A 23,967-nucleotide genomic window follows, 5' to 3' on the forward strand; every position below is an offset into this window, starting at 1 on the left:
CGACACGCTCCGACAACGCCCCGCCCTGGTGCCCGACTCGCCCACGCCGGCGGCTGAGGACGACGACAAGCCAACCCGCAGGACGGCGCTTTTTGCCGCTCTTGCGTTGGCCGTAATTACCCTTTCCACGCTTCTGCTCTACAATGTCCGCTCGCGCTAGTTTCCTGTTCCTGCTTTCGGCCGCGGCTGGCCTGGCCGGTTGCGCCTCCATCAGCTCGCCGCAGGGTGGCCCGCGCGACATTCTGCCGCCCAAGCTGGTGCGCTCGGTGCCGGCCAATGGCGCCCGCAACGCCCGCACCCAGGTGGTGCGGCTGGAGTTTTCGGAGGCCGTGCAGCTCAAGGATCTGCAGAAGAACCTCATCATCGCGCCCACCATCCCCGACGACAACAAGTACAAGGTGCGCGAGGAGCGCAACGCCATTTCGCTGGTATTCGACAAGCCCCTCGACGAAAACACCACCTACTCGTTCAATTTCGGCAATGCCATCAGCGACATCACCGAGAGCCTGCCCGCCACCGATGCCCGCGTGAGCTTCAGCACCGGGGCCGTGCTCGACTCGGGGGCCGTGCTGGGCACCGTGCGCACCCTGCTCACGCAGCAGCCCGCCGATGCCGCCTCCGTGCTGCTCTACCCCGAGGCCGACACCGCCGGCCTGCGCCGCGGCAAGCCCTACTACCTGGCCCGCACCGATAAGAGCGGCGCCTACAACCTGCGCAACCTGAAGGCCGGACGCTACCGCCTCTACGCCCTGCTCGACAAAAACCAGAACACCCGCTACGACGACGGCGAGAAGATTGCCTACCTGCCCCAGCCCATTACGATAGGGGCCCGGCCTGACACCGTGCGCCTGGAGCTGGTGCGCCCCGATGCCCGCCGCCCGGTGGTGAGCGGCCAGCAGGCGGCCCCCACGCAGTTTCGGGTGAGCTACAACGAAGGCCTGCGCACGGCCGTGCTGGCTCCGCTCGGGGCGGCCGCCACTCTGGCGCTTGCCGAGGCCATTCAGCTGCAGGAGCAGGGAAGGGCCGTGGCGCTCTACCGCACCGCCGCCCTCCAGGAGGGCCGCTACCTGCTGGCCGCCACCGACAGCGTCGGCAACACCAGCCGCGACACCATCAACGTGAAGTTTCAGGGCACGGCGCCCACCCGCCGCCCGCCAGTGTACTCAGTGGAAGGCAGCCCGCGCGAGGTGTACCGGCAGGGCGAGGTGCGCTATGTGTTCACGGAGCCGGTGCGCGTGGCGGCTGGCAAGCCTGCAGTGCTGCTCCAGGAAGATTCCCTCACGCGCCGGGCGCTGCCGCTGGGCCCCGAGGTGAAACTAAGCCCGGACCGTTCGCGCCTCACGGTACTGCTCAATACCAAAGCCAAAACCACCGTCACACTCCGCCTCGATACCGTGAACGTCACGACCCTATCGGGGCAGCGGCTGGGGGCCCGGCCGTTGCGCCTGCGCCTGACGGAGCAATCCGGCACGGGCAGCGTGGCCGGCACCATCCAGACCAAGTACACGCGCTACGAAGTGCAGCTGCTCGATGCGCAGGGCGCCGTGGCTGCCACCCTGGAAAGCCCGCGCAATACCTTCCGCTTCGACCGGCTGGCCCCGGGCACCTACTCCATCCGGGTGCTGATTGACGCCGACGCCGACGGCCGCTGGCGCAACGCCGACCCGCTGCTGCTACAGCCCGCCGAGCCGGTGTATCTGCTGCCCCAGCCCGTGCAGGTGCGCGCCAACTGGGAAGTAGAAGACTTACGCCTGGCTTTCTAGCCGCCGCCTCGCACGCTACCACCAAGCCCCCGGGTGCCCGCCAGGTCCGTTCCAACGGATTGGCGGCCGCCCGGGGGCTTTTGCGTGGGCGCCGGGGTGGGCCTGCGAGTTGGCAGGCGGGAGCCGGCCGGTAGTTCTGACTGCGGCCGGCCCGACGGCTGCAGAAAGCCGCCGGACCGGAGCTGTTCCGCAGCTCACGTTAGGCAATTGCAACGGCTAAGAGCCCGGCTTTATCCGGTTGGGTTCTGGCAGGCCAGAAACTGCCTTTACAGGCCGAAAAAATGCGTGGAACGCTTTTTCAGGTTACTTCTACCAGGGTAAAATGCGGGTCCTAGGCACGTATGGCTGCTTTTCAATGATTTATGTTCCACGGCTGGCCGGCCATGTTCGGGCAGATTCCGGTCAATTTATGGGTTTTCACCCTTTGCGCGGAGCGCTATCCACATTCAAAACAGGCTTGTTCCAGTCACTGAGCGGGTTTTCTCCTCTTTGTCCACAGGTTTTGCACAGCCTTTTCCACCGGCATCTGGCTAAACGGCTTAACCTGTGGATAATACTACCGCAACCTGGGGATAACGCGTGGAGAAAATCAGGATAAGTTTTTTTGCGTTTCTGGCCGCCCCTACACCCCCATTCTCCTATCCACACCGCGTGGATAAGGGTGGATAACTTCCCCCGGTTTTCACCACAATCCACACACCCTGCTGGCTGTGGATTGTGGATTAGTGGATAAGCTATGTGGATTGTTAAAAAGATAGTTATGTTTCTTACTATCAGTAATTTACTATCCACACACCCTGTTGATAGACGGTGCATAAACCCGAAGCTGTACACAAGTTATCCGCGCTGTGGATTACTCCCGCCGATTGTCCACTTATGCACAGCCCTAACGATGGAGATTAAAAAGATTTCTTAAAATTTCTTCTTTTAAAAAGTTATTAACCCTGTGGACAACCCGGCCGGCCCTCAAAAAAAAAGAGGCCTACGGTTCTGCGTTTCAAATGGGCCGGAGGAAAATCAAATCCGGCGCGCCGGAAACTCTGGGAGCCGCGGCCGCCGTATACAACGGGCAACCTCTCCCGCCATGCCCTTCAACTACGACCAGGATTTCCGGCACCTCAACCTGCGCGAGCAGCCCGAGCTGTACCGCGTGGGAAAGGGCGAGCAGGGCGTGCTGCTGGTAGAACCCTACAAGAGCGAAATTCTGCCCCACTGGCGCTTCCGCACGCCGGCAGTGGCCCGGGAGTCGTCGGAGACTATCTACGGCTTGTTTGAGGACTATCTGAAGGCCCACGACTTCGTGGGGGCCGACATGGCCCGGAAGTTCCTGCAGATGGGCTTCACGCGTGCCCGGCGCTACGCCAACCACCAGGGCGGTAAAAAGTACGCGGGGCCCGTGCCGGCCGATAAGAAGGGCCAGAGCGGGGCCCACGGCCGCGAGGAACTGCCCCGCTCGCCCGAGGATCCGGAAAAAGCTGAAGCCGCCGCCATCTTCAAGCGCAAATGGGACCAGGCCAAAATCCACCCCGACTACGTGCAGCAGCGCGCCGACTTCGAAGCCCGCTACGGGAAATGAGCCGTGTAATGTTGATAAGCCAGTGCGTAATGTTGATAGGTGGCCGGTAGTTGCTGCTGGCAAACAAAGCCGGCCCCGACTGCGCCCGCGAGGTGCCTCGGTAAGCAGGTATTCCCCCCGCACCTACCAGGCCGCCGCCACTTATCAACCCTCAACCTCCTACCTTTACTTTCTTCAAGAAATACCCCCAACCAAAGCGCTATGACTCCCACAAACGCAACGCCCCAGAGCCTCGACGAAAACGAAATTACCCTGGGCACCGGCATGGGCCCGCTCCGCTTCGGGGCCACCATGGACGAGGTGCGCGCCCTGATGGGTGAGCCTGAAGAAATCGAAGAGTCGGAAGACGACGACGAATTTGAGCACCAAGCCTGGAACTACCTCGAGGAAGGCTACTCGCTGTACTTCGACCGCGAAGACGACTTCCGCCTGAGCTGCATCGAAACCGACCACCCTGGCATGCGCCTCTACGGCGAGAACATCCACGGCAAAACGCCTGACGAAATCCAGGCCCTCATGAGCCGCCACGGCCACGAAGCCAGCGAGACGGAGAAGATGGATACTGGTGAAATGCGCATTTCCTACGAGAAGGAAATGATTGACCTTTACTTTGATGACAACGAGCTGCAGTTTGTCAACTTCGGGGTGTTCATATCCGAAGACCTTGACGTACAGTGGCCTGCCTAAAAGCAGGGTTATCCACAAAATGCAATGAAACTTGTGTTGATAAGTGGATAAGTGGCTGATTTTGTAAGTATTTAGCTCTTGCTATACTACGTTCAGTCCGGAGTTATCCTCATTTTGCCGGATGCCCGAAAAGCAGAACATAAAAAAGCCGCTCTTGCAAAAGAGCGGCTTTTTTGTATTAAGGCAGGAAACGTACCGGTGGCTGCTAGCCCAGAATAGCGCGGAACAGCAGGAACAAACCGCCTGACAGGGCCATCGTTACGGGCAGCGTGAGCACCCAGGCCAGGGCAATGTTGCGCACCATCTGTGGGTTCAGGTTCTTGATGCCGCGGTTGGCGACCATGGAGCCGGCAATGGCCGACGACAGCACGTGCGTGGTAGAAGCGGGCAGGCCGTAGGCGGTGCTCACCCCAATCATGGCGGCGGCCACCAGCTCCGACGACGCGCCCTGCGCGTAGGTCAGGTGCTCCTTGCCGATCCGCTCACCAATGGTTGTCACGATGCGCTGCCAGCCAATCATGGTGCCGCAGGCCAACGACAGCGACACGGCCAGCAGCACCCAGAAGGGGGCGTAGTCGGTGAAGGATTTCATGTTGGCAATGGCGCCGTCGTAGGTGGCGCGGTCGGCGGTGCTCAAACTCACCCGCTCGCTACCGAGCAGCTTCTTAGCGCGGTTCGAAGTCAGCAGGATGCCTTTGCGAATCTGGAAGCGGGCGTCCTGCGGCAGCTGGGCCACGCTGGTTTTGCCGGCGAAGATGGCGTCGAGCGTGTCGGTCTGGCTCTTGATTTCGGCCAGCATCTTCTGGTCGGCGGGGCTCAGCTCACGGGGGTTTACTTTGGCCATCACCTGCTCAATCTTCACCAGCGAGTCGCGCATGTCCAGCGGGTTCTTACCGTTGTCGAGGGCGAAATAGGTGGGCACGATACCGATCAGGATCAGCATGATCAGGCCCACGCCTTTCTGGCCGTCGTTGGAGCCGTGGAAAAAGCTCACCAACGTGCAGGTGGCAATCAGGATCAAGCGGATCCAGATGGGCGGTGGCTTGTGCTTATTAGGCTCCTTAAAGATGGACTTGTTGCGTACGAAGCGCTTCAGCAAAAACATCATGATGATGGTGAGCGAGAAGCCGAACAGCGGCCCGATGAGCAGGGCAATGCCCGTTTCGCCAGCCTTGCTCCAGTTAACGGCCGCGTTCTGCGAGCCGGGCAGGAGGCTGAAGGCAATGCCCACCCCCAGAATGGAGCCAATCAGGGCATGCGACGACGACGAGGGCAGGCCGTAGTACCAGGTGCCCACGTTCCAGATGATGGCCCCCAGAATCAGGGCCCCCACCATGGCAATGCCGTGGTAGACGTTCTGATCGACGAGACTCTCCACGGGCAGCAGGTACACGATGCCCATGGCCACGGCAATGCCGCCGGAAAACACGCCGATGAAGTTCCAGAACGCCGACCAGATAACCGCCACCCAGGGCCGCAGGGCATTGGTGTAAATGACCGTGGCCACGGCGTTGGCCGTGTCGTGGAAGCCATTGACAAATTCGAACGCGCAGGCCGCCACCAGACAGGTAGCCAGTAGCAGCAGCACGTGAGGCTCTAAGCCAAACATAAGAAGGGAATTGGTGAAAAGACGGTTTTCATCATCCAAAGGTAGATGTGCCCTTAGGGGCCGCAAGATTATGAAATTGTTACGGCACTATCCGGGCGACTCCCATTTGAGGCGCTAAACGCAGGAAGGCGTACGGGGTTAGCCCGAATATTCGGCAACTGCTAAATTACTGGCTGGCACCCCGCCAGCGCTTCTTCGGCCGCGGCGGCTAGGCTACTAGCGTCGGCTTTAGCTACTTTTGCCCGGAGCGGCTGTCATTCCGACGAAGGAGGAATCTCGCTAGTGGGGTAACTGATTACGCTACACCAGCGAGATTCCTCCTTCGTCGGAATGACAGCCGACGCCTCTTACTTCTCTATAAAGCATGAGCAACGAGCAGAAACCCGCCGCCACCACCGAAAGCACCCTGGCCGATATCGTGTCGCACGCCAAGGAATACGGCTTCGTATTCCCTTCCTCGGAAATCTACGACGGCCTGGCCGCCGTCTACGACTACGGCCCCAACGGCGTGGAGCTCAAAAACAACCTCAAGCAGCTCTGGTGGAAGGCCATGACCCAGCTTCACCAGAACGTGGTGGGCATCGACGCGGCCATCTTCATGCACCCGCTCACCTGGAAAGCTTCCGGCCACATCGACGGCTTCTCCGACCCCATGATCGACAACCTCGACAGCAAGAAGCGCTACCGCGCCGACGTGCTGCTTGAAGACAAAGCCGCCGAGTACGAAAAGAACGGCGAGCTGGCCCGCGCCGAAACCCTGCTGGCCGAAATGGGCCGTCTGCTCACCAGCGAGGATCTGGCTGGCGTGAAGCAGCTCATCATTGATGAGAAAATCATCTGCCCGGTTTCCAAAACCAGCAACTGGACCGACGTGCGCCAGTTCAACCTGATGTTCTCGACCCAGATTGGGGCCGTGGCCGAAGATTCCAGCAAGATTTACCTGCGCCCCGAGACGGCCCAGGGCATCTTCGTCAACTTCCTGAACGTGCAGAAGTCGGCGCGGCAGAAGGTGCCGTTCGGCATTGCCCAGATCGGCAAGGCCTTCCGCAACGAGATTGTGGCCCGGCAGTTCATCTTCCGCATGCGGGAGTTCGAGCAGATGGAAATGCAGTTCTTCGTGCGGCCCGGCACCGAGGGCGAGTGGTACGACACCTGGAAAGCCACCCGCCGCCGCTGGCACGAGGTGATGGGCCTGCCCGCCGCCAAGCTCCGCTTCCACGACCACGATAAACTGGCCCACTACGCCAAGGCTGCCGTGGACATTGAGTACGAATTCCCGTTTGGCTTCAAGGAAATCGAGGGCATCCACTCCCGCTCCGACTTCGACCTGACCCAGCACCAGGAGCTCAGCCGCAAGAAGCAGCAGTACTTCGACGCCGACGTAAACCCCGAAACCGGCAAGCCTTACGGCAACTACGTGCCCTACGTGGTGGAAACCAGCGTAGGCGCCGACCGCCTGTTCCTGGCCACGCTCTGCCAGGCCTACACCGAGGAAACCATCACGGAGGGCGAAGGCGAGAAGGAGCAGACCAAAACCCGCACCTTCCTGAAGCTGCACCCGGCCGTGGCCCCCATCAAGGCCGCCATTTTCCCGCTCGTGAAAAAGGACGGCATGCCCGAAAAGGCCGAGGAAATCTTCAACACCCTGCGCTTCGATTTCCGGGTGGTGATGGAGGAACGCGACGCCATCGGCAAGCGCTACACCCGCCAGGACCTCATCGGCACGCCGTTCTGCATTGTGGTAGACGGCCAGACGCTGGAAGACAACACCGTGACCGTGCGCCACCGCGACTCCCGCGAGCAGACCCGCATGCCCATCTCGGAGCTGAAAAGCTACATCGGGGAGGCCGTGAGTCTGTCGCGCATTTTCGAGCAGCTGTAGAAGTTGGCTGAATAGTATTCGGGCATAAAAAATCCCCGCGTTGTGTGAGCAGCGTGGGGATTTTTTTATGCCCGAAAATTCCGGCCGGAAAAGTTGCCATACGAAGTTAGAAGCTCATTTACAGTTGGATAAGTTGAAATTTTTCCTGTAAAATAGCTACTGGCTTGTGGGCATTCGGGAAGAATATTGCTTACTTGGTGGAAGTTCTTTTGCTAACTGGTTTCTGCTTGCCGTTCCTGCACGTCTTCGGGTCAGCGGTTGGTTTTCAGCCTGTTTCATCGTCTTTCGTCCAACACATAAATTTTTTAGATGGGAATTTCTACTAATTCAGGGTACCGTTTTTCTGCGTTTCAAGGGCTGCTTGCGGCGCTGGGGCTACTGGCGGCGGCGCCGGCTGTAGCGGCGGAAGCTCCCGGCAGAGTGGCCGCTCCTACCGAAGGCCGCCACCTGCAGTTTGTGGCCAACCGCAAGCAGTGGGCGCGCCCCGTGCTGTTTGCTACCGATGTGCCCGGCGGCCGCCTGTACCTGGAGCGCGGCCGGCTGCTGCAAACCCTCTACGACACCAAGGCCGTGGAGGAGCTGCACCACTGCAAGCCCGACGGGCGCGACCACCGCATCAGGGCGCATGCCTACTCGGTGTCGTTTGTGGGAGCCAACATGCAGGCCCAGGTGCAGGGCGGCGACGAAACCGGCGAAATCAGCAACTACTTCCTGGGCAAAGACCGCAGCAAGTGGGCCAGCAACGTGCCGTCCTATAATGAGGTGCGCTACCAGGAGCTGTACCCCGGTACCAACCTGCGCTTCTATACCCACGAGGAGCAGCTGGAATACGACTTCGAGCTGGCCCCCGGCGCCGATGCCAACCGCATCAAGCTCCGCTACGAAGGCCAGCAGAAGCTCGCCATCGTGAAGGGCGCTTTGCAGGTTACTACCTCGGTGGGCACCGTGCTGGAGCAGAGCCCGGTGGCGTACCAGCTGCAGAACGGCCGCAAAACGCCGGTGGCCTGCCGCTACGTGCTGAGCGCCGACAATACCCTCTCGTTTGGCTTCCCGCAGGACTACAACCACGCCCTGCCGCTGGTCATCGACCCGGTTCTGGTGTACTCGTCTTATACCGGCTCCACGGCCAGCAACTACGGCTACACGGCCACCTACGACGCGCAGGGCAACCTGTACGCCGGCGGCGTGGTGTTTGCCGCCGGCTACCCCACCACCACCGGCGCCTACGACGTGAGCTTTGCCGCCAGCCAAGACTACGGTATCATGAAGTTCAACCCGGTGGCCACCACCCGGGCAGCTTCGCGCGTCTACGCTACCTACGTCGGGGGCGCCTCCGACGACCATCCGCACAGCATGGTGGTAGACCCCGCCGGTAACCTTGTGATTCTGGGTACCACCAGTTCCTCGGATTTCCCCACCACCACCAATGCCTACGACGTGAGCTTCAACACGGGCGCCGACATTGTGGTGTCGAAGCTCAACCCAACCGGCACGCAGCTGCTGGCTTCCACCTTCTTTGGCGGCAGCGGCGTGGATGGCCAGATCAGCGGTACGCTCGACAAAAACTACAACGACACCTACCGCGGCGACGTCACGACCGACACCCAGGGCAATATTTATCTGGCCACGATGACCTCGTCGGCTAACTTTCCGATAGTCAACGGCTTTCAGCGCACTAAAGGCGCTAATTCTGATGCCGTGGTAGCCAAGTTCAACTCCAGCCTGAACAGCCTGACGTGGAGCACGTTCCTGGGCGGCTCGGGCGAGGATGCGGCCTACTCGGTGCAGGTAGACAGCACCGGCGCGGTGTTCGTGAGCGGCGGCACTACCAGCACCAACTTCCCGGGCACGGTGGGCGGCCTCAACCCGCAGTACCGCGGCGGCAGTGCCGACGGCTTTGTGGCCCGGATTGCGGCGGCCGGCAACGACCTGTTCCAGGCTTCCTATATCGGCACGGCCGGCTACGACCAGGCCTATTTCCTGCAGCTTGACCGCCAGGGTGAGGTGTACCTGTTTGGGCAGACCGACGGGGCCTACCCCGTATCGACGGGCGTGTATTCCAACCCCAACAGTCTGCAGTTCCTGCACAAAATCAACCGCCTGCTGACGACCACCCGCTTTTCTACGGTGGTCGGCAACGGCAACTCGGGCGGGACCAACATTTCGCCCACGGCTTTCCTGGTAGATAACTGCGGGCAGATTTTGCTGTCCGGCTTCGGGGGCAACGTGGCCAACATGCCCGTCACGCCCAACGCCATCCAGACGTCGTCGGCAGGTTCGTCGGGCAGCTTCGGCTACTTCTACATCATGCAGCTGGCGGCCAATGCCAGCGGCCTCGTGTACGGAACCTACTTCGGCAACGGCAGCTGCCACGTAGACGGCGGCACCTCGCGCTTCGACAAGAAAGGCATCATCTACCAGTCGATGTGCGTGGGCAGCGGCTCAGCTACGCTGCCTATCACGCCCAACGGCTTCTCGGCCACCAACAACTCCAGCTGGAACAACGCCGCCTTCAAGATTGACGTGCTGCAGCTGGACGCCTCCTTCACAGCCTCATCTACGCCCGGCGGGTCGCGGATCCGGACCGGCTGCGCCCCGCTGACCGTGTTCTTCACCCGGCCTTCGGTGAGCGGCACTTCCACCAACTGGACGTTCGGTAACGGCCAGACCTCCAGCAACGCCACCACCACGGTCAGCACGGTGTATTCCACCCCCGGCACCTACATTGCCCGCCTCACCGTCACGGACCCTTCCAACTGCATCCAGAGCGCTACCTCCGTGGATACGATTGTGGTGTATGGCCTGCCCCGCGCCGCCATCGGCCCCGACCGCACCATCTGCGAGGGCAGCTCCGTGACGCTGGCGGTGCCGGATGCCGGCCCGGGCGTGACGTACGCCTGGTTCCCGCCGACGGGCCTCAACACCACCACGGGCCGCACGGTAGTGGCCTCGCCTACGGCCAGCACGTTCTACATCCTCACCGCCACCACCCCCAACAGCTGCACCGGCAAAGACACCGTGCTGGTATCGGTGGCGCCGCGGCCGCAGGTAACGGCGGCGGCCGGCGTAGTGAATGAGTTTACCGGCGTGCCCGTGGCGTTCAGCAGCACGGCTACGGCCGCTGTGGGCAGCTACGTCTGGGACTTCGGCGACGGTACCACCGGTACGGGCGCTGCCCCGAGCCACACCTACACCCGCCCCGGTACCTACGTGGTGCGCCTGGCGGCCAGATACGGCCCCAGTGGCCAGTGCGAGGAAGCCAGAACCGTGACGGTGAATATCTTTCAGGAAGAGAAGCCCAACGTTATTACGCCCAACGGCGACGGCAAAAACGATACGTTCAGGCCCTTCGTGACCCTGCAGCCGGTGGACATCCAGATTTTCAACCGCTGGGGCAAAAAGGTATTCGAGCAGAACAACTACACGCAGGGCTGGGGCCCGGAAAACGTGCCCGGCGGCGTGTATTTCTACCAGCTCAAGAGCAACACCGGCGAAAGCTGGAAAGGCTGGGTGGAAGTAGTGCGCTAATACCACCGGCAACTAAAGATTTACAAAAAAGCCGCCCCGAACAGCGTTCGGGGCGGCTTTTTTGTGGGCGTGAGGCACCAGAAATTAGTTTTCACTCAGCCACTGGGTGGCGTCGCGGCGGGAAGTGAAGTAGTTGAACTGCACCTGCGCGGGCGGCAGGGGCGAAGTGGCCAGCAGGCTGTCGATCTGGTGGTGATACTGCCCTTCCGAGACGACGGCCGCAATGAACAGGGGCCGGGTAGCGTGGCCAGCCAGGGCTTTGGTGAGTGGGCGCAGCAGCTCGGCGTCCTCGTCGGTGGGCGGAGCGTCGCGCTTAAGGTCCAGCAGCAGTTTGTCGACGTGTTGGGTGCGCATTTCTTCCAGGGCCCGGCGGTAGGCCTGGTTGAAGGCGGCCGACAGGTGAGGAGTGCTGCAGCTCAGCAGCAAGGTTTCGGAAACCGGATTGTAGGTCAGCAAGGCTTCCGGGGAATTATACAAGGTCATGACAAAAGAAAAACACTACACCCGGCGAGGTATAATTCAATTTTTGAACGCTGCAACGGCCTGTAGACGGCATACTTACGCTAGAAACACTATAAATTGTTCCCGAGTGCAGAAGTAAAAAGCAGTTGGCCAATTGCCGGGCCGGGCCGCGGGGCTGTACATGGCCCGGGTTTAATGGCTGAGCCTCACCAGATAGCTGCCGGGGGTTACGTACCTTTGCTGCATTTTACCGGCCTATGTGGAGAAACCTCGCCCTGTTTGTCATCAAGAACCGCCGCCTGTTGGTAGGGCTGCTGGCCCTCATCACGGTGTTCATGGGCTGGCAGGCCCGCAAAATCGAAATGACCTACGATTTTGCCCAGGTAGTGAGCCCCACCGACCCGGACATGGTGTACTTCCAGCAGTTCAAGCGGCAGTTTGGCGAGGATGGCAACGTGCTGGTGCTGGGCATGCAGGACAGCTCGGTATACCAGCTGGGCAACTTCAACGAGCTGCGCACCCTCACCGACACGCTTAGCAAGGTGGAGGGCGTAAACGGCGTGCTGGGCGTTACGCGCCTGCCGCGGCTGGTGAAGGACACCACTACCCAGACGTTCCGGGCCGAGCCCGTCTTCCGCACCTTTCCCCAGACCCAGCTGGAGCTGGACTCGCTGATGCGGGTGGTGAATGCCCAGGAGCTGTACAAAGGCCAGCTGATTTCGCCCACCACCGGCGCCACGCTGCTGGCCCTCACTCTCGACCCCAAGTACCTGAACTCCAGCCGCCGCGAGGCGGTGATGAAGGAAATTCTGGGCCACGCCGAGCGGTTCCAGCAGAAAACGGGCATCAAGATGCACTACGCCGGCCTGCCCTACGTGCGGGCCACGATGACCACCAAGGTAGCCTCGGAAATGAAGCTGTTCGTGGGCCTCACCATCGTGATGATGGCCCTGACGCTGTTCATGTTCTTCCGGACGTGGTCGGCGGTTGTGTTTCCGCTGCTGATTGTGCTGATTGTGGTGACGTGGTGCATCGGCTCGATGGTGCTGATGGGCTACAAAATCAACCTGCTCACGGGCCTGATTCCGAGCATCATCATCGTTATCGGCATCCCAAACTGCACCTACCTGCTCAGCCGCTACCACTACGACTACCGCAAATCGGGCAACCAGGTGCTGGCCATGGCCCGGGTGGTGCGCAAAATCGGGCTGGTTACCTTGATGAACAACACTACCACGGCCATCGGCTTCGTGGTGTTCTGCTTCACCAACATTGCTATTCTGTTCCAGTTTGGGGCGGTGGCCACCATCAATATCTTCGTGGCGTTTGCGGTATCGTTTATTCTGATGCCCATTGTGTTCACCATTCTGCCGCCGCCCACGCCCAAGCAGCTGGAGCACCTGGAAGCCAAGCCGCTGATGAAGCTGCTCGAGTTCTTCGACTATCTGGTGCTGGAGCGCCGGCGCACGGTCTACATTGCGGCGCTGGTGTTTGCGGTGCTGGCTGGTTTTGGCGTGAGCAAGGTGCGCTCGGTGAGCTACATGGTCGATGATCTGCCCAAGGATTCGTCGGTGAACTCCGACCTCAAGTTCTTCGAGCAGCACTTCAACGGCGTGATGCCGCTGGAAATGGTGGTGGACACCGGCAAGCCCAAAGGCCTGCTCAAGCTCAAAAACCTGGAGAAGATAGACCGGCTGGAAAACTACCTGCGCACCCAGCCCGTGCTGACTACGCCCGTGAGCGTGGTGACCTTTCTGAAGGCTTCCACCCAGGCGTTCTACAACGGCAGTCCCGATTTCTACCGCCTGCCCGACAACTCGGAGAAGAACTACGTGTTCAGCTACTTGGCCCGCTCGCAGAGCACTGAGGGCTCGGATGGGCAGCTCACTGGCAAGCTGCTGCGCTCCTTCACCGACAGCACCATGCGCGAGGCCCGTATCTCGCTGAAGATTGCCGATATCGGCTCCCACAACCTCGATACGCTGCTCAACAACCAGATCCGGCCCGAAATCAACAAGATTTTCAACGGCACCGGCATGAGCGTGAAGCTGACCGGCACCACCATCATCTTCACCAAAGGCAACGAATACCTAATTGGCACACTCAAGGAAAGCCTGCTGATTGCGTTTGCGCTGGTAGGGCTGGTGGTGCTGATTCTGTTCCGCAGCATCCGGGCGGTGTTCTTCACGCTGCTGCCCAACTTCTTCACGCTGCTGCTCACGGGCGGCATTATGGGCTACTTCGGCATCCCGCTCAAGCCCAGCACGGCCCTCATTTTCAGCATTGCGCTGGGTATTGATGGCGACAACTCGATTCACTTGCTAGCCAAGTTCCGGCAGGAAATGGCCGTGAACGGGCGCCGGGTGAAGGCCGCTATCAGCACCACGCTTTCGGAGGCTGGCACCAGCATGATTTACACCAGCATTGTGCTGTTTCTGGGCTTTTCGGTGTTTGCCTTCTCGGAGTTTGGCGGCACCAAAGCCCTGGGTTTGCTGATGTCGGCCAGCCTCCTGATCACCAACTTCTCCAACCTGATTCTGCTGCCCTGCCTGCTGGTTACCTTCGAGCACGGTGTGGATGAGGAAACCATCGACCAGTCGGGCATCAAGCACTACGACGACAACTACCACGAGGAAGACGACGACCTGGAACTCAACCTGAGTAGGATGCAGGTGCAGCCGAAAAGCCTCACGTAGTCGCCTCACCCCCTAACCCCCTCTCCGAAAAGGAGAGGGGGAACTAGCCTAAAAATCTAAAAATCAGTTCCACTAGCCAGTTACTTCTAGCTCTAGTTCCCCCTCTCCCTTTGGAGAGGGGGCTAGGGGGTGAGGCGACTAGAGCTAGAAAAGCACCCACCGACAACATGAACTACCCCGAATTCAAGCAGCCGCTCAACTACGGCCAGGTCGGCACCGATATCCTGGCGTGGTGGAAGCAGAACGGCATCTTTGAGAAGAGCGTGAGCACCCGCGAAGGGCAGCCCACATTCGTGTTTTATGAGGGCCCGCCCTCGGCCAACGGCGCCCCCGGCATTCACCACGTAATGGCCCGGACGGTGAAGGACATCTTCTGCCGCTACCAGACGCTGCTGGGCAAGCAGGTGCACCGCAAAGGCGGCTGGGACACCCACGGCCTGCCCATCGAGTTGCAGGTAGAAAAGGAGCTGGGCATCACGAAGGAGGATATCGGTAAGAAAATCAGCATTGAGGAGTACAACCAGCGCTGCCGCGAAACCGTGATGCGCTTCAAGGCCCAGTGGGACGACCTCACCGAGAAAATGGGCTATTGGGTGGACCTCGACGACCCCTACATCACCTTCGAGCCCGAGTACATTGAGAGCTGCTGGGCCCTGCTCAAGAAGCTCTACGACAAAGGCCTTCTCTACAAAGGCTACACCATCCAGCCCTACTCGCCGGCGGCCGGCACCGGCCTTTCCTCGCACGAGCTGAACCAGCCGGGCACCTACCGGGACGTGAAAGACACCACCGTGGTGGCGCAGTTCAAGGTGAAGCGGGATGAGAAGTCGGAGAAGCTATTTGCCAATGTGCAGCTCGACGAAGTGCCACTGGCTGCTTTATACGGCGACAATGAATCAGAGCCCGAGGTGTTCATCCTGGCCTGGACGACGACGCCCTGGACCCTGCCCGCCAACACCGGGCTGGCCGTGGGCAAGAACATCCCGTACGTGCTGGTGAGCACCTTCAACCCCTACACCTACGCGCCCATCCGGGTGGTGCTGGCGGAGGCGCTGGTGGGCAAATACTTCTCGGAGAAAGGCAAAGAGGCCTCGTTTGAGGACTTCAAGCCCGGCGACAAAGTGCTGCCCTGGCGCATCGAAAACACCTTCAAAGGTGCCGACCTCGTGGGCATCAATTACGAGCGGCTGTTCGGCCACGACAAAGGCTTTCCGGCGTTTGAAAACGAGGAAAACGCCTTCCGCGTGATTCCCGGCGACTTCGTGACCACCGAGGACGGCACCGGCATCGTGCACATTTCGCCCACGTTTGGCGCCGACGACTTCCGGGTAGCCCAGCTGGCCGGCGTCCCCGCCCTGATGGTAGCCGACGACGAAGGCAAGCTCGGCCCCATCGTGGACCGGACGGGCCGCTACGTGGCCCAGATGGGCGAATTTGGCGGCCGCTGGGTGAAGAACTACGACGGCCACGACGAGTCGGGAGCCGACTACAAAACTCTCGACGAAAGCATTGCCATCCGCATGAAAGGCGACGGCACGGCCTTCAAGGTGGAGAAGTACGAGCATACCTACCCGCACTGCTGGCGCACCGACAAGCCTGTGCTCTACTACCCGCTCGACTCCTGGTTTATCAAGACCACGGCGGTGAAAGACCGGCTCATCGAGCTCAACAAAACCATCAACTGGCAGCCTGCCAGCACCGGCACCGGCCGCTTCGGCAACTGGCTGGAAAACCTGGTCGACTGGAACCTGAGCCGCTCGCGCTACTGGGGCACGCCCCTGCCCATCTGGCGCACCCAGGACGGCACCGAGGAAATCTGCATCGGCAGCATCGAGCAGCTGAACGCCGAAATCGACAAGGCCGTCGCCGCCGAAGTCATGACCCACAACCCCTACCAGCTGGTGGATGGCAACTGGGTAATGGCCAACGGCTCTACGGACCAAACCACTAAAATCGACCTGCACCGGCCCTACGTGGACGACATCTTCCTGGTGTCGCCCTCGGGCCAGCCCATGTACCGCGAAACCGACCTCATCGACGTGTGGTTTGATAGCGGCGCCATGCCCTACGCCCAGTGGCACTACCCGCTGGAAAACGGCGAGAAATTCAAGCAGAACTTCCCGGCCGATTTCATTGCCGAAGGCGTGGACCAGACCCGCGGTTGGTTCTTCACGCTGCACGCGCTGGCCGTGATGCTGGAGGACTCGGTGGCCTACAAAAACGTGATGGCCAACGGCTTGGTGCTCGACAAGAACGGCAACAAGATGAGCAAGCGCCTCGGCAACGCCGTGGATCCGTTTGCCACCATCAGCCAGTACGGCCCCGATGCCACGCGCTGGTACATGATTGCCAACGCCCAGCCCTGGGACAACCTCAAATTCGACGTGGCCGGTATCACGGAGGTGCAGCGCCGCTTCTTCGGCACGCTCTTCAACACCTACTCGTTCTACGCCCTCTACGCCAACCTCGACGGCTTCCAGGCCCGCGAATTCGACCGCACGCCGCACGCCGAGCTGAGCGAGCTGGACCGCTGGATTCTCAGCAAACTCCAGTCGCTGATCCTCGAAGTGCGCGGCCACTACGACAGCTACGACCCTACGAAGGCCGCCCGCGCCATCCAGGATTTCGTGACGGACCAGCTCTCCAACTGGCACGTGCGCCTTTCGCGCCGCCGCTTCTGGAAGGGCGAGCTGACCGCCGACAAGCGCGCCGCCTACGAAACCCTGCAGGAATGCCTGGTGGTAGTGTCGCAGCTCATGGCCCCGATTGCGCCCTTCTTCGCCGAGTGGCTCTACCAGAACATGACCAACGGCATGCGCGCCGAAGCCATCGAGCGCAAGACCCCGCTGGCCGCCGAATCGGTGCATTTGACCCTGCTGGTAGAGGCCGATGAGGCCCGTATCGATAAGGACCTGGAGGAGCGCATGGAGCTGGCTCAGCGCATTTCTTCGCTCACTCACTCACTCCGCAAGAAATCGGTGCTGAAGGTGCGCCAGCCGCTCCAGCGCATTCTGGTGCCGGTATTCAACGACTCGACCCGCGCTCAGGTGGCGCTGGTGGAAGATCTGATCTGCGCCGAGGTGAACGTGAAGCATGTGGAGTTCCTCGATGATGCCAGCGGCGTGCTGGTGAAATCGGTGAAGCCCAACTTCAAGCGCCTGGGCCAGCAGTACGGCGCCAAGCTGAAAGCCGTGGGCGCCCGCATCCAGCAGATGAGCGCCAAGGAAATCAGCACCCTCGAAAAAACCGGCCAGCTGGCCGTGGAAATCGACGGCGAAGCCTACACCCTGGCCCCCGACGACGTGGAAATCCGCACCCAGGACCTGCCCGGCTGGCTGGTAGCCACCGACGGCCCGCTCACCGTGGCCCTCGACGTGACCCTCACCGACGAGCTGCGCCAGGAAGGCGTGGCCCGCGAGCTGGTGAACCGCCTCCAGAACCTGCGCAAAGACAGCGGCCTGGAAGTGCAGGACAAAATCCGCGTGACGCTGGGCCAGCAGCCCGAGCTGGAAGCCGCCGTGCAGTCGTTCGGCGGCTACATCCGGGAGGAAGTGCAGGCCCTGAGCCTGGATTTCGCCCCGGAAATCAGCGGCGGCGCGGTGCTGGAATTCGACGAGTTTTCCGTGCCTGTGCTGCTGAACGTAGCAACTGCCTAAGCCTCAGGTGCCAACCGCCGCCTCCCAAACGGCGGTTGGCACACCGGCGCACAAAGCCCGGAATCTGCTGCCGAATCTGGCTCAAAACGGCATAAACTGCCACTCGAAACACATACCAACGGCGCAACGGCCCGGCTTTCGGCTCCGAGGCCTAAGTCTAAAATTCTGCGTCACTTTGTGCTGCGAGAGGGGAGAGGTTGCCGGCCTGACACAGCGTCAGGGCGGCGTCTCACTTCTCACTTCTAACCTCTCACTTCTCCCTAATGAAGTACTGGAAATACTATCTGGTGGCCGTGCTGGTCATCGTCATTGATCAGCTCTCCAAGTGGGCCGTGCACCGCTACATGCCCCTCGGCATGCCTGGCGAAGTACCGCTGCTCGGCGACTGGCTGAAGCTGCACTACACCACCAATCCGGGCATGGCCTTCGGAGTGGAGCTGCCCGCGCCCTACGGCAAGGTGCTGCTCACGCTGTTCCGGCTGGTGGCCGTGACGGGCATTGCCTACTACATCCGGCGGCTGTGGCAGCAGCGCGCGCCCCAGGGCCTCATGTTCTGCATCGCCCTGATTCTGGGCGGTGCCATCGGCAACCTCGTCGATTCCATCTTCTACGGCATTGTCTACGGCCCCGCCCTCACGGTGTACGGCGCCCCCACGCCCTGGCTGCACGGGCAGGTGATTGACATGATTTTCGTGGATTTCCCCGACGGTTTCTTCCCCGCCTCGTGGCCGCTGGTCGGTGGCCAGATGATTCCGGACTTCCCCATCTTCAACATCGCCGACTCCAGTATCTTCGTGGGCGTGGTGCTGATTCTGCTGTTCCAGAACCGTTTCTACAGCACCGAAGACGAAAAAGCGCACCCCTTGGCCGCCAACGACCCCGCCGCCGCCCAGGCCCGCCACGACGCCGAAGCCTCGGAAGTGGTGTAGGTTTTGCCTTTAATTGGCTGAAAGCGGCCCGCCGGAATTGTTCCGGCGGGCCGTTTCCGTTTTATACGCCGCCTGTCATCCTGAGCTTGCGAAGGATCCTATCACGTCTGAGCAAGTTGTTCAATAGTAATCCAGACGTGATAAGGTCCTTCGCAAGCTCAGGATGACAGATGAAGCGCTGTGTATCTTTACCGACTTGCCTGCCTATCTGCTATGCCCCAGCCCATCCTTTCCGTTCGCAACCTGACCATCGACTTCAACAGCCACCGCGGCAACACGCGGGCCGTGCAGGACGTTTCCTTTGACCTGCACCGGGGCGAGACGCTGGCCATCGTGGGCGAGTCGGGCTCGGGCAAGTCGGTGACGTCGCTAGCGCTGATGGGGCTGATTCCGCTGCCGCCCGGCCGGATTGTGAGCGGCGAAGCGCGGTTCCAGAGCGAGGCGCTGGGGGAGGTGGACTTGCTGCAGCTCACGGACAAGCAGCTGCAGCAGGTGCGCGGCAACGACATCGGAATGATTTTTCAGGAGCCGATGACCTCGCTGAACCCGGTCTATACCTGCGGCAGCCAGGTGGTGGAAGCCCTGCGCCTGCATACCTCGCTCAGCGAGAAAGAAGCCGAGGCCCGCACCGTGGAGCTGTTCACGATGGCTCAGCTGCCGCGCCCCGAGAAAATCTTCGCCAGCTACCCCCACGAAATCAGTGGCGGCCAGAAGCAGCGCGTGATGATTGCCATGGCTATGGCCTGTAACCCCGCCATCCTCATTGCCGACGAGCCCACCACCGCCCTCGACGTGACGGTGCAGGCCCGCATGCTCCGCCTCATCGACGACCTGCGCCGCCAGCACAACACCGCCGTCATCTTCATCACCCACGACCTGGGTGTGGTGGCCGAAATTGCCGACCGGATTCTGGTGATGTACCGCGGCCGCGTGGTGGAGCAGGGCCCGGTGCTCGACATCTTCACCAATCCGCAGCATCCCTACACCAAAGGCCTGCTGGCCTGCCGCCCAAAACTTTCCGTCGGGCGAAAAAAACTTCCCGTAGTGGCTGATTTCATGCGTGAAACGGCCGAAGGAGGCTTTATCAGCACTGAAACTGACATTGTGCAAGTAGTTGATGGTCTTGCAGGTGAAGCCCCCGATTCAACCTCTCACAACAGCGTTGAAACCACCAAAACGTTCCCCGTGGAACATAGCGTTTCACGCCCCGAAACCCCTGAATTTGGCCTGGAAACGGCCCCTGGCCTGGAATCCGGCCAGCCCTTGCTGACCAGCAGTGGCGCCACCAGTGGTGCTACGAATTCCCCGGAGGGGTTCGTAGTACCACTACCGTTGAACGACACCGCCACTAACTCCGCTGCCTCGTTCAACGATAGTGGTACCACGAGGCCTTCGGCAACACGTGGCACCACAGCTCCCTTGCTGCAGGTCGAAAACCTGAACGTGCACTTCCCGATTCGTAAGGGCTTCTTCAACCGCAAGCCCGAGTTTGTGCGGGCCGTGGATGGCGTGAGCTTCGACATCTATCCGGGCGAGACGGTGGGCCTGGTGGGGGAGTCGGGCTGCGGCAAGACCACGCTGGGCCGGGCGCTGCTGCGGCTGGTGGAACCAACCTCGGGCAGTATCCTGTTCGAAGGTATCGACCTGGCACAGCTGCCGGCCGAGCAGCTGCGCCGCCGCCGCCGCGAGTTTCAGATGGTGTTTCAGGACCCCTACGCCGCCCTCAACCCGATGATGACCGTGGGCGAAGCCATTCTGGAGCCCATGCGTGTGCACAACGTGGGCGGCACGCGCCAGGAGCAGAAGGCCCAGGTGCTGGAGCTGCTGCGCACCGTGGGCCTCACCGAAGCCCAGTATCAGCGCTACCCGCACGAGTTCAGCGGCGGCCAGCGCCAGCGCATCTGCATTGCGCGCGCCCTGGCCCTGCAGCCCAAGTGTATCATCTGCGACGAATCCGTGTCGGCCCTCGACGTATCGGTGCAGGCGCAGGTGCTCAACCTGCTCAACGACCTCAAGCGCGAGTTCGGCATCACCTACCTGTTCATTACCCACGACCTCTCGGTGGCCCGCTTCATGTCCGACCGGCTGCTGGTGATGCGTCAGGGCCGGATTGTGGAAAGCGGACCCGCCGCCGACATCTACGCCAACCCCCAGCACGAATACACCAAACAGCTGCTGGCCGCCATCCCCAAAGACACCCCCGCCGACATCCGCGCCGCCGTGGCCAGCCGGGGGTAAGCCTAGCTTCTGCCGGTTATCTATTTGTCATCCTGAGCTTGCGAAGGACCTTATCACGCTAAAACAGTAGCCATACCAACGACCCGTTCCAACCTGATAGGATCCTCCGCAAGCTCAGGATGACAGGTAGATGACGCTACAACTTCCCGCCCGTAATAGTTATTCCCTGATATATTCCGTATCATCTTTTCGAAGCCTGACCCAGGCTTCCAAACCTTCAACCAGGACAACTCAGAACCCAACGGGTTTTCCGCTATCAACCCCCGCCGCCTGCGAAAACGACAACCACTGGCGGCGCCCATTTTCTAAATGAAAAGAAAAGACGACTCCGCCGCCCCCCGCGCCGACCGCGCGAAGGCAGCCCCCGGCAGCCCTGATGCTGCCCTCATTTCCCAGGACCTGGTCTTCCGCATCTTCCGCGATAATCCCGAGAAGGTGCTGGCCTACCGCCAGATTTCCCGCCGCCTGGGCGTCACGACCCGTGAGCAGCGCGACGAAGTATTCGGCCACCTCAAGGCGCTGAAGAAAGCCGGCCTGCTGACGCTGGTGCAGAACGACGAGTACCGCCTCACCGACCCCGGTGCTGCGCCCGTGGCTACCGCCGCCGCCGGCCGCAACCCGCGCCGAAACGAGGCCGCGCCCGCCCGCCGCAGTGCCCGCTCCCCCGAGGCCGAGTTTGGCCAGGACCCGCTGGTGCACCGCCGCCGCGAGGCCGGCTTCGACTTCCCCGACGCCGATAATGCCACCGACTCGCGCCGCCGCCACGACTCCCACGCCGATACCATTGTGGGCAAGGTGGCGCTGGCCACCGACAAGTTTGCCTTCGTGATTTCCGAGGAAAGTGAGAGCGACGTGCGCGTGTTCACGGACCGCCTGCGCTTTGCCATGCAGGGCGACACGGTGCGCCTGCGCCTGCGCGGCTCCCGCGACGGCCGCCCCGTCGGCGACGTGGTGGAAGTGCTCCAGCGCGTGCGCCCCGAGGTGGTGGGCCGCCTGCAGGTGCGCGGCGGCATCGGCTTCGTGAAGCCCGACAACCGCAAGATGTACTTCGACGTGTTCGTGCCCTTCGAGAACCTGAACGGCGCCGTGGATGGCGAGAAGGTGCTGGTGCGCGTCACGGAGTTTCCGGAGGATGCCAGCCGCTCGCCCATGGGCGAGGTGGTACGCAGCTTCGGCCAGGCCGGCGCCAATGAGGCTGAGATAAACGCCATCATGGCCGAGTTCGGTCTGCCGTTTGAATTTTCGGCCGAAGTGGAAGAAGAGTCGGAGTCCATTTCCGAAGCCATTCCGGCTTCCGAGATTGAGCGCCGCCGCGACTTCCGCCACATCACCACCTTCACCATCGACCCCGCCGACGCCAAGGACTTCGACGATGCCCTGAGCATCCAGAAGCTGGAAAACGGCCACTGGGAAATCGGGGTGCACATCGCCGACGTGACCCACTACGTGCGGCCCGGCACGGCGCTGGAAGAGGAGGCCAAGCACCGCGCCACCTCGGTGTACCTCGTGGACCGCGTGATTCCGATGCTGCCCGAGCGCCTCTCCAATGGCCTCTGCTCGCTGCGCCCCAACGAGGACAAGCTGACCTTTTCGGCCGTGTTTGAGCTCGATGAAAACGGCAAGCTCTACGAGTCGTGGTTCGGCAAAACCATCATTCACTCCGACCGCCGCTTCGCTTACGAAGATGCGCAGGAGCGCATCGAAGGGCTGGAGTCGGACTACACCGCCGAGGTGCAGCTCATGAACAGCATCGCCAAGAAGCTGTGCGCGCAACGCTTCAAGCAGGGCGCCATCAGCTTCGAGACGCAGGAAGTGAAGTTCCGGCTCGACGAGAACGGCAAGCCGCTGGGCGTGTTCGTGAAGGAGCGCAAGGACGCGCACAAGATGATTGAGGAGTTTATGCTGCTTGCCAACCGCAAGGTGGCCGAGTTCGTGTTCAAGCTCAAGGCCCGCAAGCCGCGCTTCACGATGGTGTACCGCGTGCACGAAGCCCCCGACCCGGACCGCCTGCAGACCTTCGCGCTGTTCGCCAAGAAATTCGGCCACAGCCTCGACCTGACGAATCCCAAGAAGATCAGCACTGAGCTCAACGACCTGTCGATGGAGGTGATGGGCCGGCCCGAGCAGAACGTCCTGCAGACCCTGGCCGTGCGCACCATGAGCAAGGCCATCTATACCACCGAGCCGCTGGGCCACTTCGGCCTGGCCTTCGAGCACTACTCGCACTTCACCTCACCCATCCGTCGCTACCCCGACATGATGGCGCACCGCCTGCTGGAACACTACCTAGAGGGCGGCAAGAACGTGGACGTGGAGCCCGTGGAAGAAGAGTGCAAGCACTCCTCGGAGCGTGAGAAAGTGGCGGCCTCCGCCGAGCGCGCCAGCATTAAGTACAAGCAGGTGGAGTTCATGTCCGAAGTGATTGGTGAGACGTTCACCGGCGTGGTGTCGGGCCTCACGGAGCGCGGCATGTACGTGGAAATCGAGGAGAACAAGTGCGAAGGCATGGTGCGCCTGAGCGAGATTCCCGGCGACCATTTCGAGCTGGACCGCGACAACTACCGCATCGTGGGCCAGCGCAGCAAGCGCATCATTCAGTTCGGCGACGAGCTGCAGGTTATCGTGAAATCGGCTAACCTGCTCGACCGCACCATCGACTTCGAGCTGGTGGACAACCGCCCCGACGCCGTGAAGCAGCGCGAGCTGCAGGAGCGTCGCGAGAACAGCAAGCCCCGCGGTTACCGCCCCGAGCGCAGCAGCGGCGGCGGAGGTCGGCCCGGCGGCGACAAAGGCAAGCGCCGCCGGTAGGAGGGTGCTGCCACAGGGCCGCCTGTCATCCTGAGCAAAGCGAAGGACCTTATTACGTTGAAACGGTTGATGCCATAACGGCCCGTTCTGATGTGATAAGGTCCTTCGCTTTGCTCAGGATGACAGGCGTTTT

Annotated in this window: 12 protein-coding genes; 10 read left to right on the plus strand and 2 right to left on the minus strand. The window is 61.4% G+C overall.

The window, feature by feature from the left end:
• Positions 1–143 precede the first annotated feature (143 nt).
• From O3303_RS15165 to O3303_RS15175, 3 genes are all read left to right on the plus strand, one after another.
• The gene (locus tag O3303_RS15165) at positions 144–1,763 is read left to right on the plus strand and encodes an Ig-like domain-containing domain (protein ID WP_269559234.1); all 1,620 of its coding nucleotides are present in this window, start codon (positions 144–146) and stop codon (positions 1,761–1,763) included.
• 1,084 nt (positions 1,764–2,847) lie between these two features.
• Complete coding sequence (locus tag O3303_RS15170) at positions 2,848–3,339, plus strand: DUF4385 domain-containing protein (protein WP_269559235.1); 492 nt, start codon at positions 2,848–2,850, stop codon at positions 3,337–3,339.
• A gap of 201 nt (positions 3,340–3,540) precedes the next feature.
• Positions 3,541–4,026 (plus strand): hypothetical protein, encoded by a 486-nt coding sequence (locus O3303_RS15175; protein ID WP_269559236.1) that lies wholly within the window; start codon positions 3,541–3,543, stop codon positions 4,024–4,026.
• 205 nt (positions 4,027–4,231) lie between these two features.
• Here O3303_RS15175 and O3303_RS15180 read toward each other — a convergent pair whose 3' ends face one another.
• Positions 4,232–5,635 carry an inorganic phosphate transporter gene (locus O3303_RS15180; RefSeq protein ID WP_269559237.1) on the minus strand — a complete coding sequence of 468 codons (1,404 nt, stop codon included), beginning with the start codon at positions 5,633–5,635 and terminating at the stop codon, positions 4,232–4,234.
• Between the two features lie 364 nt (positions 5,636–5,999).
• On the opposite strand from O3303_RS15180, the gene O3303_RS15185 reads away from it, so the two are divergent.
• On the plus strand, positions 6,000–7,517 hold the full coding sequence (locus O3303_RS15185; protein ID WP_269559238.1) for a glycine--tRNA ligase: 1,518 nt from the start codon (positions 6,000–6,002) through the stop codon (positions 7,515–7,517).
• 420 nt (positions 7,518–7,937) lie between these two features.
• Positions 7,938–11,045: a DUF7948 domain-containing protein gene (locus tag O3303_RS15190; protein ID WP_269559239.1), complete on the plus strand. Its 3,108-nt coding sequence runs from the start codon at positions 7,938–7,940 to the stop codon at positions 11,043–11,045.
• Between the two features lie 84 nt (positions 11,046–11,129).
• Here O3303_RS15190 and O3303_RS15195 read toward each other — a convergent pair whose 3' ends face one another.
• On the minus strand, positions 11,130–11,528 hold the full coding sequence (locus tag O3303_RS15195) for a hypothetical protein (protein WP_269559240.1): 399 nt from the start codon (positions 11,526–11,528) through the stop codon (positions 11,130–11,132).
• A gap of 236 nt (positions 11,529–11,764) precedes the next feature.
• Between O3303_RS15195 and O3303_RS15200 the strand changes: the two genes are divergently transcribed.
• The 5 genes from O3303_RS15200 (at position 11,765) to rnr (ending at position 23,834) form a co-directional block, all read left to right on the plus strand.
• A complete protein-coding gene (locus O3303_RS15200) occupies positions 11,765–14,203 on the plus strand; it encodes an efflux RND transporter permease subunit (protein WP_269559241.1) in 2,439 nt (812 codons plus the stop codon).
• A gap of 167 nt (positions 14,204–14,370) precedes the next feature.
• On the plus strand, positions 14,371–17,859 hold the full coding sequence (gene ileS, locus O3303_RS15205; RefSeq protein WP_269559242.1) for an isoleucine--tRNA ligase: 3,489 nt from the start codon (positions 14,371–14,373) through the stop codon (positions 17,857–17,859).
• A 263-nt stretch (positions 17,860–18,122) separates the two neighbouring features.
• Complete coding sequence (locus tag O3303_RS15210; RefSeq protein ID WP_269559243.1) at positions 18,123–18,788, plus strand: lipoprotein signal peptidase; 666 nt, start codon at positions 18,123–18,125, stop codon at positions 18,786–18,788.
• Between the two features lie 213 nt (positions 18,789–19,001).
• Positions 19,002–21,026 carry an ABC transporter ATP-binding protein gene (locus O3303_RS15215; RefSeq protein WP_269559244.1) on the plus strand — a complete coding sequence of 675 codons (2,025 nt, stop codon included), beginning with the start codon at positions 19,002–19,004 and terminating at the stop codon, positions 21,024–21,026.
• Between the two features lie 309 nt (positions 21,027–21,335).
• Positions 21,336–23,834 carry a ribonuclease R gene (gene rnr, locus O3303_RS15220; protein WP_269559245.1) on the plus strand — a complete coding sequence of 833 codons (2,499 nt, stop codon included), beginning with the start codon at positions 21,336–21,338 and terminating at the stop codon, positions 23,832–23,834.
• Positions 23,835–23,967 lie beyond the last annotated feature (133 nt).

It is taken from the genome of Hymenobacter canadensis, from assembly GCF_027359925.1.
Taxonomy (GTDB): Bacteria; Bacteroidota; Bacteroidia; order Cytophagales; family Hymenobacteraceae; genus Hymenobacter; species Hymenobacter canadensis.

Excerpts from the sequence above, each read along its gene's own strand:
- O3303_RS15165 (WP_269559234.1), top strand. The coding sequence starts at position 144 with ATGTCCGCTCGCGCTAGTTTCCTGTTCCTGCTTTCGGCCGCGGCTGGC.
- O3303_RS15215 (WP_269559244.1), top strand. The coding sequence starts at position 19,002 with ATGCCCCAGCCCATCCTTTCCGTTCGCAACCTGACCATCGACTTCAAC.
- ileS (WP_269559242.1), top strand. The coding sequence starts at position 14,371 with ATGAACTACCCCGAATTCAAGCAGCCGCTCAACTACGGCCAGGTCGGC.
- O3303_RS15175 (WP_269559236.1), top strand. The coding sequence starts at position 3,541 with ATGACTCCCACAAACGCAACGCCCCAGAGCCTCGACGAAAACGAAATT.
- O3303_RS15200 (WP_269559241.1), top strand. The coding sequence starts at position 11,765 with ATGTGGAGAAACCTCGCCCTGTTTGTCATCAAGAACCGCCGCCTGTTG.
- O3303_RS15170 (WP_269559235.1), top strand. The coding sequence starts at position 2,848 with ATGCCCTTCAACTACGACCAGGATTTCCGGCACCTCAACCTGCGCGAG.
- O3303_RS15210 (WP_269559243.1), top strand. The coding sequence starts at position 18,123 with ATGAAGTACTGGAAATACTATCTGGTGGCCGTGCTGGTCATCGTCATT.
- O3303_RS15195 (WP_269559240.1), bottom strand. The coding sequence starts at position 11,528 with ATGACCTTGTATAATTCCCCGGAAGCCTTGCTGACCTACAATCCGGTT.
- rnr (WP_269559245.1), top strand. The coding sequence starts at position 21,336 with ATGAAAAGAAAAGACGACTCCGCCGCCCCCCGCGCCGACCGCGCGAAG.
- O3303_RS15180 (WP_269559237.1), bottom strand. The coding sequence starts at position 5,635 with ATGTTTGGCTTAGAGCCTCACGTGCTGCTGCTACTGGCTACCTGTCTG.
- O3303_RS15185 (WP_269559238.1), top strand. The coding sequence starts at position 6,000 with ATGAGCAACGAGCAGAAACCCGCCGCCACCACCGAAAGCACCCTGGCC.